We start from the raw sequence: 15,180 nt of genomic DNA, 5'->3' as shown, positions 1-15,180 counted from the left end.
AGCAACTTTAAAAGTTTGCTGATCGACTGGTCGTCCGATAATCAGTTTTCCAAACAGGGAGAAATATGATGCAGTGGCAATCTGTCTACATTGATGGGAACTGGGTGCGTCCAGAGGGCGAGCAAACGCTGACTATGGTCGCACCGTCAAGCGGGCTTGAAATCGGTGAAATTGCGCGCGGTGGCGCGCCGGAAATTAATGCAGCCGTTTTGGCTGCTCGCAACGCTTATGAGGGTGCTTGGGGCCAAATGGCAGCGGTTGACCGGGGGCGGTTATTGAGCCGCCTGGCCCAGTCGATTCTCGATCACGAAGATGAGCTGACCGAGCTCGAAGCGCTCGACACGGGCAAACCTCTGACGCTTGCGCGCGGCGACGTTCGTGCCTGCGCGCGTTACTTTGAGTTCTACGGCGGTGCTGCGGATAAAATGCACGGCGAGACAATTCCATTCTTGCAGGGCTATCAGGTGATGATCTTGCGGGAGGCGCGCGGCGTGACGGGGCATATCATTCCTTGGAACTACCCTGCGCAGATGTTTGGTCGCGCCCTTGGCGCGGCGCTCGCTGTCGGTAATGCGGCTGTCTTAAAGCCCGCAGAAGAGGCATGTCTGAGCGTGTTGCGCCTAACCGAACTGGCCGAAGAGGTCGGCTTTCCCCCCGGCGCAATCAATGTTGTCACGGGTCTTGGCGAAGAAGCTGGTGCGGCGCTCAGCAAACATCCAGACATTGATTTGCTCTCGTTCACAGGCTCTCCGGAAGTCGGCACGCTCGTGCAAAAATGCGCCGCCGAAAACCATGTTCCATGTGTTCTTGAACTAGGGGGGAAATCGCCTCAAATTGTATTTGCGGATGCAGATCGCGACGCCGCGATCAAGACGATCGTAGCCGCGCTGGTGCAAAACACAGGGCAAACGTGTTCTGCGGGTAGCCGCGTTCTGATCGAACGCAGCATCTACGACGAGTTCCTGTCGGCGCTTGCGAAACAGTTCAAAATGTTGCGGGCGGGGTCGCACGATAAAGACCTCAATTGTGGGCCTGTGATTTCCAAGGTTCAGCAAGGTCGTGTGCTAGGTTTTCTTGAACGCGCAGAGGCTGATGGTATTGAAATTGCTGCGCAGGGTCAGATCGTTACGGATGAGGCCTCTCACGGCGGCTACTACGTTCCGCCGACGCTCTATCGCATGGTGCCACGGGACCATGAACTGGCGCTCGAAGAAGTGTTCGGGCCAGTGCTTGCGGCCATCCCGTTCGATGATGAGGGGGATGCGGTGCGCTTGGCGAATGGAACTGATTACGGTTTGATCGCAGGGATCTGGACAGAGTCGGGTGCGCGTCAGATGCGCATGGCGAAGGCCGTGCGCGCGGGCCAGATTTACATTAACGGCTATGGTGCCGGCGGGGGCATCGAATTACCGTTCGGCGGCTTCAAGAAAAGCGGACATGGGCGGGAAAAGGGATTGGAGGCCCTTAAAGAATTTACCGTCAGCAAAACGGTGGTGTTCAGCCACGGGTAACACAAAAAGCGAAGCGGAGGAGCTTCGCCGATCACTTCTGGGAGGAGAAAAACATGAAATCGAAAACAATGATGATGTCGGCGGCGGTGCTGGCTCTGCTATGCGCGGCACCTGCGGCACAGGCCAAAGAAATGCGTGCGCGTCTTGGCCACGTCTTTGCCACGGGTAGCCCCGTAGACGACTCCAGCCACGCCTTTGCGCAATGTGTGACGGATGAAACGGGCGGTGAGCTGTCGCTGACGGTCTTTCCTGACAGTCAGCTCGGCGGGGATGAAGCGCTTGGTCGTGATCTTGCTCGGGGGGGCTTGGAATTTGCCTTTCTGAACCCCGGGTCTTTGACAGGGCTCGACCCCCTTTTGGACATCCACTACTTGCCCTATATCGTGAGTTCTTTCGACGAAGCGGACAAAGTATTCTATAATCCTGAGGGGGTTTTGCAAACGACCCTGCGCGAGGCAATGGGAAGCCATGGCATGCATGCGATTGGGTTCTTTGAATTGGAGTTTCGGGCGATCACGAACTCTGAGCGCGCAGTGACCTCGGTTGAAGACGTGAACGGAATGCGCTTGCGCGTGCCTGGCTCGATTTCGATCCGCTCTTTCTTCGAAAATGCGGGCGCACAAGCTGTCACGCTTCCGTTCCCCGAATTGTTTGTTGCCTTGCAACAAGGAACGGTAGCAGGTCAAGACAATGGTGCGAGCATCACCTTCAATTCACGTTTGTTTGAAGCTCAGAAATATATGACGCTGTCGAACCACGTGTACGCGATGGGAGCCATTACGGTCGGTCAACGCTTCTGGGATGAGCAGAGCGACGAACGCAAGGCTGTGATTGAGGATTGCGCCACATCGGCGACCGCCGATCAGATCGTCGCGAACCGCGCTCAAAGCGCTGCGTATCTTGACGGTATCCGCGAGGGCGGTGTCGAGGTTCACGAGCTAGCGCCAGAAGAAATGGCAAAGTTTGTGGAGATCGGGCGGAATGTCTGGTCGCGTCTCGAAGAGACTTATGGTGCTGACCGTATCGCGGCGTTGCGCGCCGAGGTCGACGGGCTCAATGACTAGTCCAAACGATAGGGACAGGGTGATCCAGAATAACGGATCACCCTTCGTCCTCTTTCTTAGAGCGTCAAGCAACGTGCTCGGCGCATTTGAGAAGCAGGTCGCAACACTGTCGATGATTGTCATTATGTTTGCCATCGCGGCGACCATCGTGGTGCGACTGTTCAATCTCCCGTTGCCCAGCTTGGGTGAAATCGCAGTGGTGGCGATGTCCCCGCTAACGTTCATTGGCGGGGCGCTGTGTAGTCACCTTCACCAACACATAACCATCGACGTGGTCGAGCTCATGCCCAACTCTGTTTTTAAAACGCTCCTGCGCGGCTTGTCGGCGCTCTCCATGGCGGTTTTTGGCGGCATTTTCTCTTGGTTGGCATGGAACCTGTTTAGCTACGCCTTTGAAACAGGGGAGCGGCTCATCGACTTGGGCACACCCATCTGGATTCCAACTGGATGTATGGTGATTGGGGCGGCGCTTATTTGTATTCATTCGATCATCGACTTCTTGCTTGTGGTGATGATACGCAACCGCGAGGTGTCGATATGATTATCGTTGTCGCATTGCTTTTTGCCTTTTTAATCATAGGCACTCCGATCGCTGCAGCCTTTGCGTTGGTCGTGTTTTTGCAGCCAGATCGGCTAAATGTCTGGCTCGATTCACTCAGCAGTATTCCCTATGATAGCGTCTCAAGCTTCGCGCTCGTCGCTATCCCTCTCTTTATTCTCGTCGGCGAAATCATGAACCGCAGCGGCATGGCCGCCTCATTGGCTTCGTTGGCAGACAAGATGCTCGGCCGCGTACGTGGTGCCTTTGGCTATATCATGATCGTGGCGAGTGCCTTTTTGGGCGCAATTACCGGATCATCGGTGGCAACCGTTGCGGCTATTGGGTCAACTCTTGGTCCAGAAATGGCGAGCCGTGGCTATCCAAAAGGATATGTGGCCTCCTTGAATGCTGCCTCTGGTTTGCTGGGTGTGTTGATCCCACCCTCTATTCCACTAATCATCTACGGGTCCACCGTTGGCGTCTCGATCACAGAGCTTTTTGTCGCCACGCTTGTGCCCGGCGCACTTTTGATGATCGCGTTTGCAACCGTGCATTGGTTCCGTTCGCGTGCCTTACTTGAGGGGGGGCAGGAGATTGTCGCAAGAGCGCCCGTCGCGTCTCAGGACGATGGCGCCGCATCCAAGCGTATGTGGGCAGGGGCATCTACGACCAAAGCCGCGGCGTCACTGTTTCTTCCTGTACTCGTGCTGGGCGGGATTTATGGCGGGTTATTTACTCCGACCGAGGCGGCCGCCGCCGCATGTATCTACGCCATTCTCGTTGTCATTTTCCTACGCTGCTTAAAGCCAAGCGAACTGATGCAAACGGTTTATTCCGCCATTCTGCCCGCGGCCGCAATCTTGTTAATTATTGCGATGACGGGCATCCTCAATCGTGCGCTGATCCTTAATCAGGTGCCTCAAGACCTGGCCGCTTTGGTGGCGGTCCTGTTCGAGCATCCTTACATGTTTTTGCTAGCCGTGAATGTGTTGTTGTTCGCAACGGGCATGTTCATGGAAACCAATGCAGCAGTGCTCTTGATGGGTCCCTTGCTTGCGCCCTCGGCCCAAGCCTTCGGGATTGATCCAGTGCATTTCGCTATCATCGTTGTGACAAACATCGAGATCGGACTCCTCACACCGCCCTTGGCCGCAAACCTCTTTGTGGCCGCGCGAACGAACAACGTTCATTTGGCTGAAATGCTACGCCATTTCGGCTGGTTTATTGGCGCAGCTGTTGTGGCTCTCGCCTTGCTCACATTCATTCCGGGCCTCTCCCTTTGGTACCGATATTTCTAAGACTGGAAACCACATGACAAAGATCCCCGACGTCTCCCGTGCCGCAGTGTTGCGTGAATTTGGTCAGCCGCTGACTATTGAAGAGGTACCAGTTCCAAGCCACCTCGAACCCGGCTCGCTACTCGTCAAGACATCTGCCTGTTCGATCTGCGGCACAGACGTGCATCTCGCGGGCGGCAACCTCGCGCTGAAAGTCGATCTGCCCGTGATCATTGGTCACGAAATGACGGGCCGCATTGTGGCGCGCGGCGCGGATTCCGACAGAGACAGCATTGGTCAGGAATTGAAGATCGGTGACCGTATTCTGTGGACCCATACGTCGTGTGGGTCATGCTACTATTGCACTGTCGCGCGTCAACCAACGCTGTGCGACAACCGCCGCGCTTACATGTATGAAACGATGGCGAAGTATCCTTATCTGCTCGGCGGGTTCTCCGAATACGGCTACGTGATGCCACAATCGGGACGGATCAAAGTACCCGACACGGTTGGCGATGATCTTGCAAGCCTGTGCTCATGTGCCTTCCGTTCGGTGATGAACGCGATGAATAACCTCGGCACCATCGAGGCCCATGACTATGTCGTCATTCAAGGCGTAGGGCCGCTGGGATTGTTAGCGACGGCTGTGGCCGTTGCCCGCGGCGCGCGAAAGGTGATCGCAATCGGCTCTCCGCAAGCGCGGCTGGAGCTTGCGGGCGAGTTGGGCGCGCAAACTCTGCTGTCCATTGAGGGCACCACGCATGAAGAGCGCCTAGAGCAGGTGCAAAGCCTGACGGACGGTCGCGGTGCAGATATTGTGCTGGAGTTCACAGGGCACCCTGCGGCGTTTAGCGAGGGCTTGGACTTGGTTCGCAAAGGCGGGCGCTACTGCGTTGTTGGCCAGCTGGGTGACCATGAGACGCCGATTAAACCCTCAACGCTTGTGAAGAAGAATATCAATGTCATCGGCTCGTTTTCGGGGGATGCGCGCAGCTATTGGCAGGCGCTTGAATTCGCCGCGAAATACGAGTCGCAAATACCGCTGAGTAAAATCCTGAGCAATCGCTACGCGTTGGACGATGTGAACACAGCAATGGCGCGCATGAAATCGTTTGAGGAAATCAAACCTGTAATCGAGTTCAAATGATCATGAGTAAACGTACACAAAAAATATTTGATCCAGACGCAACTGGGCCGCTGCAGGGCGTGCGCGTCGTAGACATGTCGCGCCTCGTCGCCGGAAATATGAGCACGCATGTGCTGGCTGATTATGGCGCGGATGTCATCAAGATAGAGCGGCCCGGCAGCGGCGATGATCTGCGCAATTGGCGGTGTGAAGATATTGAAATATATTGGAAAACCTATTCACGCAATAAGCGGAGTTTTGCTGTCGACTTGAAGTCGGAGGAGGGGCGTCAGAATTTGATCGAGCTGATTTCAACAGCGCAAATCTTGGTCGAAAATTTTGTTCCGGGCACGCTCGAGAAATGGGGGCTTGGTGCCTCCGATCTATATGAAATCAACCCAAAGCTCATTATCTTGCGCATCTCAGGCTGGGGGCAGGACGGTCCCTTTAGCCATCGACCCGGTTTCGGGACTTTGGTCGAGGCAATGTCTGGATGGGCCTATCTCAACGGCCATGCGGACAAACCGCCGACGCTCCCGCCTTTGGCTATGGCCGATATGGTGGCGGGTCTCTACGGTGTTGGCGCGGTCCTGACAGCATTGCGTGTTGTTGAGGTCGAGGGGGGTGATGGGCAAGTGATTGACCTGTCACTTTTCGAACCCATCTTGTCGATTATTGGCTCTGAGGCCGCACAATGTAGCCTGACGGGCAAGGCCACCATGCGTGCGGGCAACCAATCCTCTCATACCGCGCCGCGCAATGTTTATGTGTGCGCGGATGGCGGATATGTGGCGCTGTCTGGGTCGATGCAATCTATGGCGATGCGTATCTTCGATACCATCGGGCACCCCGAACTAAAGTTCGACCCAAAATTCGCAACCAATGATGAGCGGGTCGCACACCGCGATGAATTGGATGAGATCATCGGCGCGTTTATAGTGAAAATGACGTGCGAAGAGGCGTTGACGCTTTTTGAGGCCGAGGGTGTAACCGTTGGACCTGTTTGCTCGATGGCCGAGCTTATGGAGCATTCTTATGTGGTTGGGCGTGAGGTTCTGGTTGATTTGCCTGATGCCGAAATGGGCTCGGTGCCGATGCATAATGTCGTTCCAAGGTTCAGCGGCACGCCGGGTGTCTTCCGCCGACCAGCGCCGGAACTGGGCGAGCATAATGACGAAATCATCCAAGAAATCCGCTCACGCCGTTTGGCAAAAAAGGGAGATGGCGAATGACCCACCCGTTGCCACTTTGGCGTTCGATTCTCTTCGTTCCCGTCTTGAATGATAAGTTTTTACGTGGCGCGCCAAAGCGCCGTGCCGACTGTATCCAACTGGACCTTGAGGATGCTATTCCGCCAGACCAAAAAGATGCCGCTCGCCTAAAAGTTGCTGAGGCCGCCGATACCCTCGTGGAGAACGGATGCGATGTCATCGTGCGGATCAACCGCTCCTTTCGCCTAGCGGTTCCTGATATCGAGGCGTCCGTGCGTGCCTCTGTTTCGGCATTGACGCTGCCCAAGGTCCCAAATGCGGCACATGTCCAAAGTATCGCGGAGATTGTCGAAGAAATTGAGCGTGAGCGCGGCATTGAGATTGGGCATACGCTTTTTGTTGTCATGATCGAGACCGCCGAGGCGTTGGAGCAAATGGTTGAGATCGCTGAAGCATCTCCTCGCGTTGTCGGATTGATTGTCGGGGCCGAAGACCTTGCCGTCTCGATGGGAATGGACCCCACACATCAGGCCTTGCTGGTGCCCAACGTGCGTGCGGTTGCTGCGGCCCGCGCGGCAAGATGCTTGCCGTTGGGGTTTGTCGGCTCGGTTGCCGGCTATTCGGATTTGGATGAATATCGTACACTCATTCGAGAGGCGCGTAGTTTGGGCTTTGCAGGAGCGTTTGCCATCCATCCTGATCAGGTAGATATCTTAAACCAAGAGTTCAGCCCGTCTGAGGCAGACATTGACCATGCGACACGCCTTGTAGCCGCATTCGAGGCGGCATTGGCGCAGGGGCGTGGCGCGGTGAGCTTTGGGGGCAAAATGATTGATCTGCCTGTTGTCGAGCGCGCAAAGTCTGTGCTGGAGGCCCGCAATAGAATTTCTGAGATGGCACACGCGCCACGCGGAGTGGCGCGCTAATGGACCTCAAAGACATGCGGTGCGTCGAGGCGATTGCCGAAACAGGCTCGTTTGTGCGCGCCGCAGAGAAGCTTAACATGTCCCAGCCGTCAGTCAGCGCGCGTGTGCGGTCACTTGAGGCGAAGCTTGGTGCGACGTTGTTTTTGCGCGAACCGCGTGGGGTCGTCTTGACCCCTGAGGGGGCTGAACTGCTGGTACATGCGCGCCGTATTCGGCTTCAGTTCCGCGAGGCGGAAGACGATATGGCGGCATTCCAGCGCTCTCCAGTAGGGCTCGTCCGCCTTGGCCTGCCAACCTCGCTGACAGCGAGTCTTGCCGTTCCGTTGTTGGAACGGTGCCAAGCCGAGCTACCGAACGTCAAACTTCGGATCGTCGAGAGCATGAGCGGCTATCTGGCTCAATGGCTGCGCGAAGAGAAGATAGATTTTGCGCTGACGTTCGGCGCATCTGCACCAGATTTAAACATTCTTCCACTTGCACGCGAGGCGTTGCTGTTGGTCGGGAGTACTGCGGCGGCTGTGGCTGAATTAACCGATGATGACGGGTCTGTGCCAATGCGCCGGTTGGCGAATATTCCCCTTATTTTACCCGGCCCTGAACATGGGTTGCGCAGCTTGATTGAAGACCAAGCTCGCCAACAGGCTGTGCCATTGAACGTCAAAATCGAGATTGATGCTTTGGGTGAAATCCGGCGGCTTGTCGCGCGCGATATGGGCTACACCATCATGTCGTCTGCGGCCTATGCCGATGGAGATTTATATGACCTAGGGGCTGCGTTGATACGCCGGCCGTCTATCTCGCGTGTGATCAATCTCGCAACCTTGGCGGGACGCGCGCAGTCTCGTGCCTTGAAAGCCGTATATCAATTTGTTCAGTTGGCGGTTGAAGATTTGGTGGATCAAAAAGAACATTTCTCAGGAGTTTCAGAATGACGACGCCTCGCAGTTTCCCCGCGCCGCATGACGCCCCTGAGGCGTTTTTGAAGGTGCTCGCACATCACGCCATTGCGGCGGCGCAACCCGATTTCGGTTCGGTCGATTTGCCCGCGCTCCCAGAGGGCAGGGTGATTGTCGTTGGCGCTGGCAAAGCGGCTGCGTCGATGGCGGCGTCCTTTGAGATGCATTGGAACGAGCCTGTTGAGGGGCTCGTCATCACGCGCTACGGGCACACCGCGCCTACCAAATATATCGAAGTTGTCGAAGCGGCCCATCCGATCCCCGATGAAGCCGGCGCCGCCGAGAGTGCGCGGCTCCTTGATCTGGTGCGAAGTGCTGGCCCGCAAGACCTCGTCATTGTCCTCGTGTCCGGTGGCGCCTCGTCTTTGCTGTGTCTGCCGTGCGAGGGGATCGATCTGGCGCAAAAGCAAGATATCTGTCATCAGCTCTTGCGCTCTGGTGCGGATATTACGGAAATCAATACCGTCAGATGTAACCTCTCGGCGCTAAAAGGCGGGCGTCTCGCTGCGGCGACAAATGCATCAGTCGTCACCTATATTATATCCGACGTCGCGGGGGATGACCTGCGCGTGATTGGTTCCGGCCCAACCTTGCCTGCGGTCGCGACCCCGCACCATTCCCTAGACGTTCTGAGCCGCTACAATATTGATGTATCTGCGGACATCCGCGCGGCAATCCTTGCCAATGAAAGCCCAACAATCACAGTGGCTAAGACGGTTTTGATGGGATCTGGGCGCACAGTGCTCAATGCGGCGTCAGACATTGCAAAGGCCAATGGATTAAGCGTTCTTGATCTCGGAGATGCGGTCATTGGCGAAGCACGCGAAGTCGGTCGCGCCGTGTCTGGGATCGCTGTCGCAATTGCTGCGGGGACTCACCCCATTCGCCCGCCTGCTATTATTCTCAGTGGCGGCGAAACATCTGTCACCGTACGCGGTGACGGGCGCGGGGGGCGCAATGCGGAATACTTACTTGGGCTCGCGAGTAGCCTACGTGGCGCTGCAAACATATGGTCGGTTGCGGTGGACACAGACGGCATCGACGGTATGGAAGACAATGCCGGAGCTATTGTCGACCCTGAGATAGTGAGCAGGGCGTCGCTTGCCGAGATGGAGGGGGCCCTATTGAGAAACGATGCTTATGGTTTCTTTGAAAAAGTCGGGGGGCTTTTGTTTACGGGCCCCACCCTCACAAACGCGAATGACTTTCGCGCGACGCTCGTGCTCACTGACTAAGGATTATTCACCCATGAAAATCGTCTTTCTTGATCGTGCTACGATTGCTGATAGTGTGACACTGCGCAAGCCTGAGTTTTCACATGACTGGAAGGATTTCGCAAAATCGACCCCTGAGCAGGCGAAAGAGCGTCTCATGGACGCAGACATAGCTGTGGTGAACAAGGTCAAATTGACGCGCGACACGCTGCGCGCCTTACCGAAGCTGAAAATGATAGCCGTCACCGCAACAGGGACCGACAATGTCGATCTTGAAGCCTGTCGTGAGTTCGGCATCGAGGTCAGGAATGTTGCGGGATATGCCAAGGATACCGTTGCGGAGCACACCTTCGCCCTCATCCTCACGCTACGGCGCGCGATACCGGGATATATCGCGGATGTTGCGCGTGGGGATTGGCAGGCTTCAGGCCAATTCTGCATTCATACACACCCGATCAAAGAGCTGCGGGGGAGCCGAATGGCACTTGTCGGGGGCGGTGCGATTGGTCAAGCCGTGGCAGGCATCGCGCGTGCCTTTGGCATGGAGGTTGCGTTCACGGGGCGCAAGGGCACCACTGAGGTGGCCGATGGTCGGATGCCGTTTGATGAGGCGCTTGGCTGGTGTGATATTCTCTCCCTGCATTGCCCCTTAGAGCAATCGAATGCTGCATTGCTCGGCCTCGCAGAGTTTCAAAAGATGGCGCGCGCCCCAATTGTGATTAACACGGCGCGGGGCGGATTGATTGTTGAGGAGGATCTGGCAACGGCGTTGCGCGAGGGGCTAATCGCGGGCGCGGGTGTCGATGCCGCATCTGTTGAACCGCCGGCCGCCGACCATCCCTTTATGTCTCTGCTCGACATGCCAAATTTCATCCTCACGCCACATGTCGCGTGGGCGGGTGAGGCGGCTATGCAAACGGTCGCCGACAGTGTGATTGCATCCATTGGAGACTTTATCCGCTCTGAGTGAATTACATAGCACCAAGATGAATAAACTATCTCTGTGCTGGTTTCTTTAAGGAGCTTTTGAGGCAATTACCGTTGCGCGGCAAAGATGCCTGAATGTCGGGTTCTGCAGTAGTGGTCTGTTTGTTTCGCACATGCAGCGAACGGCGGCTCTCCGCGTATCACGTCGAATGCCTGGACAAGCAATCCCTATAGTCGGCAGCGTGGTCGCCAGCACATCAACCTTGGGCTAAGCCTTGCGGCCTCCCCAGCTCGGCTTCGCGTGTCGCAGGGGAGAACGGCCCTTCGGTCCGTCGCGCATTCGGCCATGCGGCCTCACCGCGGCGTTGCACCCAGGCCCCCGGTTTGCCCGCCTCGCGAGCACGTCCCTCCCCGGCCGCTCCGCCGGATTGCGCTCTGGTCTGTTTTGCGGAGCAAAACGATCCCGCCGCTCCATCCGTCTCACGCGTCCGGTCTGGCCGTTTGCCTGCTCGGGTCGGGCAAACCTACCGTCAAAACACACACACATGAGCGCGGAAGCATATCCTCCGGATGGCCCCCAAATCAGCCCGCGTCAAGGATCGCAAAACTTTTCGGCGAGGGCGGCGCCCGTGGCGCGGAGCGGTCCCGTGCGTGAGGGCGCGCATGTGTCGGGTGTTGCGCACGGAAAACTTTTGCGCCCGTCAAGCCGGCGGCTGCGCCGTCCCTGACCCGGGCAGATTCGGAAACCAGGCATTCGGCCATGCCCCCACACTCACGTGGTGGCTCCACAACCGACTACTGGAGACCAGACATGGCTTACGACACCGCAAACACCTACGAGACCATCGAGCTTTTCGGGCTGACCGAGAAGGACGCGCAGCTGCCGATCCCGGAGGATCACTTCCTGACCGACCGCATCATCCGCGAGAGCTTCGAGGCTCTGCTTGGCTCGCTGCGCGGGACTGGGCTCGAGGCAGAAATCGAACCGCTCGCCCATGGGCTCGCCACGATCCTGCAGCGGCGCAAGGTGGCGCTCGGCAAGGAGGTCGACCGCACTGCGGACAAGATCGGCGCGCTGGCAAAGTCCCACGACGGGTCGGAGATCACCGAGACCGCACTCGAAGAGGCGCAGGCGCGCTTTCTGCACCTGCGCGAGATTGTCAGCGCCATCGAGGTGATGAGCGAGGCGGCGGCGGAATGCTACGAGATCGAGACGGGTCACGCCTTCATCCCGGCGGCAGGCTCGCGGGCGAGTGTCCGGGCGCAAGAGACTGGGGCGGTCTTCGAGGCCCGGCAGCTGCTCGAACAGCATGATCGCGAAACCGCCGAGAAGTCGAAAGTCGAGGGGGTGCCCCTGATCGTTTCGGGCGCCACCGACTGGACCGATGTCGATGTGATCTTCAACACGCTCGACAAGGTTCGGGAGCGGATCAAGCAGAACCGTAACCAAGAGATATTCCTCTGCCACAAGGGTGGCAAGCACGGGGCGGAGATGATCGCGGCTCGGTGGGCGCGGGCGCGCGGGGTAGCGCAAGCGCGCTTCGATCCGCGCTGGTCCGCACACGGGCGGGCGGCACCGTTCAAGTGCAACGACGAGATGCTAGACGACAAGTTCGCGGCGACGGGGGTTGTGCTCTTCGGCGGCAACGGGGTCGCGCTGAACCTCGGGCAGAAGGCGGAAGCGAAAGGCCTGACGGTCATGCGGGTTGCGGACCCGGCGAAGAAGGCGTCGCAGGATTGAAGAGAGAGGGTCGCCTTCGGGCGGCCCTTACGTCGTTTCTCATGGGTGTGGACGTTCTCCAAATCACTTTGCCTAGCAATTTCCTGTTTTGATAGGTATATGTATGCCAAGCAAAACTTGGAAATGATAGGTATGACCCCACTCAGCAGCATCGCGATGAGCGCCTATACCGACCTGGTGCGTCTTCTTAAGGACGACGCCTTGTCCGGTGTCGAAGGCAAGCCAACACTCAAAGAGCGCGGCGACAAGGCCTATTGGTACGCCGCGCGCCGCGTCGGAACGGAGATGCGGTTCATCTATATCGGCGAGGACAGCGACGAGACGCGCGCACGTATCGACCGGATCGAGGATCTGCGCGCGACCGCCAAGGAGCGGCAGGCGCAACGGTCGCGGCTCGTTCGGCTCTTGCGCGCTGAAGGCATGACCCCCACCGACCGGGCGACCGGGTCCATCCTGTCGGCCATGGCCGCAGTAGGGACATTCCGGTTGGGTGGCACCATCGTCGGAACCAATGCATTTCGCCTCTATGAAGGCGAGCTTGGTATCCGTCTGCCAATTGGCGGTATGGCCAATACTGGCGACATCGACATCGCGCAGTTCGAGAAGCTCAGCGTTGCGTTGCAGGATCAGGTCGACCCGGGTCTTGCCGAGACGTTCTCAGCGCTCAAATTCGATCCTCTGCCATCTCTTGACCAAGGTCGGACATGGCGATGGGCCCAGGGTGGCAGCGGCCAGTTGGTCGAGTTTCTCACACCGGCGTTCGGAGATGAGACCCTCCGTGATCTGCCAGCCTTGGGCGTGAACGCCCAAGGACTGAACTATCTCAACTTCCTGATCGCTGAGCCGATCCACGCGGCGGCGATCTATAGATCCGGCGTTCTGGTGCAGGTGCCCCGCCCGGAGCGTTATGCAGTCCACAAACTGATCATTGCCGACCGGCGCCGCGATGGGGCAGGGAGCCTGAAATCCGCGAAGGACCGCGAGCAGGCGGCTTTCCTTATCGAAGCGATGGCCGAGGACCGGCCCGATGATCTGGCTCGGGCCTATGCCACCGCAATGGAGGTTGGGCCGCGCTGGCGGGAACACATCGGCAACTCGCTGAAGCGAATGCCTGATACCAGGGGGATGCTCGACAGCTTGGGCGCGTGATGGCCATAACGGGGTCGCCTTCGGGCGGTCCTTTCGTCATATCTCATGGCGCGTGCGATCGGTCACACTTGATCTGTATCTCACGGCGTCCAGCACCGTCATCCCTCTACCCAGCCCGTCAGAGTTCGGCCCATCCGCATCGGTACGGGCTGGGGATGGTGCGCACCTCACGCACATCGTCAGCGGGGCAAGATGCGAGGGGTCGAGACGTCGCTTTTGAGGCTGAAGACTTGCGCGTCCCTCGGGTGGTGTTGCGGAACATCGCATCCACGCGGGCGGGCTCCGTCAGCACCCCGGCCAGGCTCGGCGAGACGCGGACGCGGATGGTGGCGGCTGCGTGATGGCAAGGGTCATTTGGGTCTCTCCTTTTTGCTCATAGATGTGGATCGCACGGGGTCGGCCCAATCGTGCCCTCAGCTCACGCTTCGGCAAGCACAAATACGGCTTCCACGGCTGGCCGCGGACCCTCCGCATTTGCGCTTGCGACCGGGCCTCTTGCCCCCGTGCCGGGTGATCCCCATCGCAACAAGGAGTAACCCAAATGACCAACCACTACGTCGCCACCGTCCCCGTCAAGTTCACCGACACCGATGGCCAGGAGCGCACCCGTTTTCAGCGCGTGGGCGCGATGTTCCGCAACACCCGCAACGGGGATGGATCGGAGTTCTTCAGCCTCAAGCTCGACTTCCCGGTCGCGGTCTCGGAGCTGGTGATGTTCCCGCCGAGCGCAAAGGACCCTCAGGACTAAATCCTCTGACGAGGATGGGCCGCCCAGGACGATCTTGGGGCGGCCCTGTCCCCGTTCCAGGGATGCCGTCACCGGCGCGGGTGATCGCCGACAGCGACCTCCCCCTGGTGCCGGGCGCCGTGCGCTCAAAGGACGATCGCCGCTCGCATTAGTCTGGCCGCGACAGACCGGCCAGTCAGCCTCAAGGGGGCCATCCACAAAAACCTATCGGCCAGGGCCTCCCGGTTTTTGCGGCAGAGATTTGGGGGCCCAAATCTGGCCCTCCTTGACCCTGCCTGTCCGCCCTGTCGGTGGGGTTTGCGCCCGCCCGCGGTTCCGTCCGAACACGTGGTGTTCGGCCAGACCCTCGGGCGGGGCTGGTAGACGGGACCCCTAGGACAGGTGGGTCGCCCGGTGGTGAGGGCGGCAGAGCCGCGTCCCTGCGGGCCGCGGCGTGAAGCGGACACCAAGGCTGCCTGAGCCTGAATGCGACGGAAGTATATAATTGACAGCTTGGTATATTATCGTAAGGTAGGGGCAGCCTTGGTGGAAGGTGGCAGGAAATAGGGGGTCTTTCTTCGCATGTCTCGCTCAAAACGCCTCATCGATGCGGAGCGCATGGAGATCGTTCGCGAAGCTGCGGAAGGCGTTTCCACTTCAGTGCTGGCGGAACGGTTTGGCGTGTCGGTGCGGGCGATCCAGTACACGCTCAAAGCCGATGCCGAGCGCCAGACGGATGCCGCGATCCCGGTCTCAGCGGTCAGTGTGAAGGTCACGGCCGCGGAGCTTGCGGCGCTCGACGAGGTGCTG

At 58.4% G+C, this 15,180-nt stretch carries 14 protein-coding genes; all 14 read left to right on the top strand.

Features of this window, described 5'->3' with window-relative positions; all coding sequences use genetic code 11:
* Window positions 1-68 precede the first annotated feature (68 nt).
* Window positions 69-1,511, top strand: coding sequence for an aldehyde dehydrogenase family protein (locus E2L05_RS15060; protein WP_133343713.1), 1,443 nt, complete (start codon window positions 69-71; stop codon window positions 1,509-1,511).
* 53 nt (window positions 1,512-1,564) lie between these two features.
* Window positions 1,565-2,575: a TRAP transporter substrate-binding protein gene (locus E2L05_RS15055; protein WP_133343712.1), complete on the top strand. Its 1,011-nt coding sequence runs from the start codon at window positions 1,565-1,567 to the stop codon at window positions 2,573-2,575.
* Between the two features lie 19 nt (window positions 2,576-2,594).
* The gene (locus E2L05_RS15050; RefSeq protein WP_165971783.1) at window positions 2,595-3,116 is read left to right on the top strand and encodes a TRAP transporter small permease; all 522 of its coding nucleotides are present in this window, start codon (window positions 2,595-2,597) and stop codon (window positions 3,114-3,116) included.
* Window positions 3,113-4,414, top strand: a complete 1,302-nt coding sequence (locus tag E2L05_RS15045) for a TRAP transporter large permease (RefSeq protein WP_133343710.1) — start codon at window positions 3,113-3,115, stop codon at window positions 4,412-4,414. The genes E2L05_RS15050 and E2L05_RS15045 overlap by 4 nt, the downstream gene beginning before the upstream one ends.
* Before the next feature lie 13 nt (window positions 4,415-4,427).
* Window positions 4,428-5,540 (top strand): zinc-binding dehydrogenase, encoded by a 1,113-nt coding sequence (locus tag E2L05_RS15040; RefSeq protein ID WP_133343709.1) that lies wholly within the window; start codon window positions 4,428-4,430, stop codon window positions 5,538-5,540.
* A gap of 2 nt (window positions 5,541-5,542) precedes the next feature.
* Complete coding sequence (locus tag E2L05_RS15035) at window positions 5,543-6,751, top strand: CaiB/BaiF CoA transferase family protein (RefSeq protein WP_133343708.1); 1,209 nt, start codon at window positions 5,543-5,545, stop codon at window positions 6,749-6,751.
* Window positions 6,748-7,656 (top strand): HpcH/HpaI aldolase/citrate lyase family protein, encoded by a 909-nt coding sequence (locus E2L05_RS15030; protein WP_133343707.1) that lies wholly within the window; start codon window positions 6,748-6,750, stop codon window positions 7,654-7,656. The genes E2L05_RS15035 and E2L05_RS15030 overlap by 4 nt, the downstream gene beginning before the upstream one ends.
* Complete coding sequence (locus tag E2L05_RS15025) at window positions 7,656-8,588, top strand: LysR family transcriptional regulator (RefSeq protein WP_133343706.1); 933 nt, start codon at window positions 7,656-7,658, stop codon at window positions 8,586-8,588. Before E2L05_RS15030 ends, E2L05_RS15025 begins: the two co-directional genes overlap by 1 nt.
* The gene (locus E2L05_RS15020; protein WP_133343705.1) at window positions 8,585-9,847 is read left to right on the top strand and encodes a glycerate kinase type-2 family protein; all 1,263 of its coding nucleotides are present in this window, start codon (window positions 8,585-8,587) and stop codon (window positions 9,845-9,847) included. The genes E2L05_RS15025 and E2L05_RS15020 overlap by 4 nt, the downstream gene beginning before the upstream one ends.
* Before the next feature lie 13 nt (window positions 9,848-9,860).
* Window positions 9,861-10,796 (top strand): D-2-hydroxyacid dehydrogenase, encoded by a 936-nt coding sequence (locus E2L05_RS15015; protein WP_133343704.1) that lies wholly within the window; start codon window positions 9,861-9,863, stop codon window positions 10,794-10,796.
* A gap of 768 nt (window positions 10,797-11,564) precedes the next feature.
* Window positions 11,565-12,494, top strand: coding sequence for a DUF2493 domain-containing protein (locus E2L05_RS15010; RefSeq protein WP_133343703.1), 930 nt, complete (start codon window positions 11,565-11,567; stop codon window positions 12,492-12,494).
* Window positions 12,495-12,626: 132 nt separating this feature from the next.
* Window positions 12,627-13,643 (top strand): nucleotidyltransferase family protein, encoded by a 1,017-nt coding sequence (locus E2L05_RS15005; protein ID WP_243722000.1) that lies wholly within the window; start codon window positions 12,627-12,629, stop codon window positions 13,641-13,643.
* Window positions 13,644-14,184: 541 nt separating this feature from the next.
* Window positions 14,185-14,391, top strand: a complete 207-nt coding sequence (locus tag E2L05_RS14995) for a hypothetical protein (RefSeq protein WP_007120662.1) — start codon at window positions 14,185-14,187, stop codon at window positions 14,389-14,391.
* 561 nt (window positions 14,392-14,952) lie between these two features.
* Window positions 14,953-15,180 (top strand): helix-turn-helix domain-containing protein (locus E2L05_RS14990; RefSeq protein WP_133343702.1); only part of this gene is annotated, 228 nt, incomplete at its 3' end.

Source organism: Meridianimarinicoccus aquatilis, from assembly GCF_004358675.1.
GTDB lineage: Bacteria > Pseudomonadota > Alphaproteobacteria > Rhodobacterales > Rhodobacteraceae > Meridianimarinicoccus > Meridianimarinicoccus aquatilis.
This window is presented reverse-complemented; position numbering and strand designations above follow the sequence as displayed.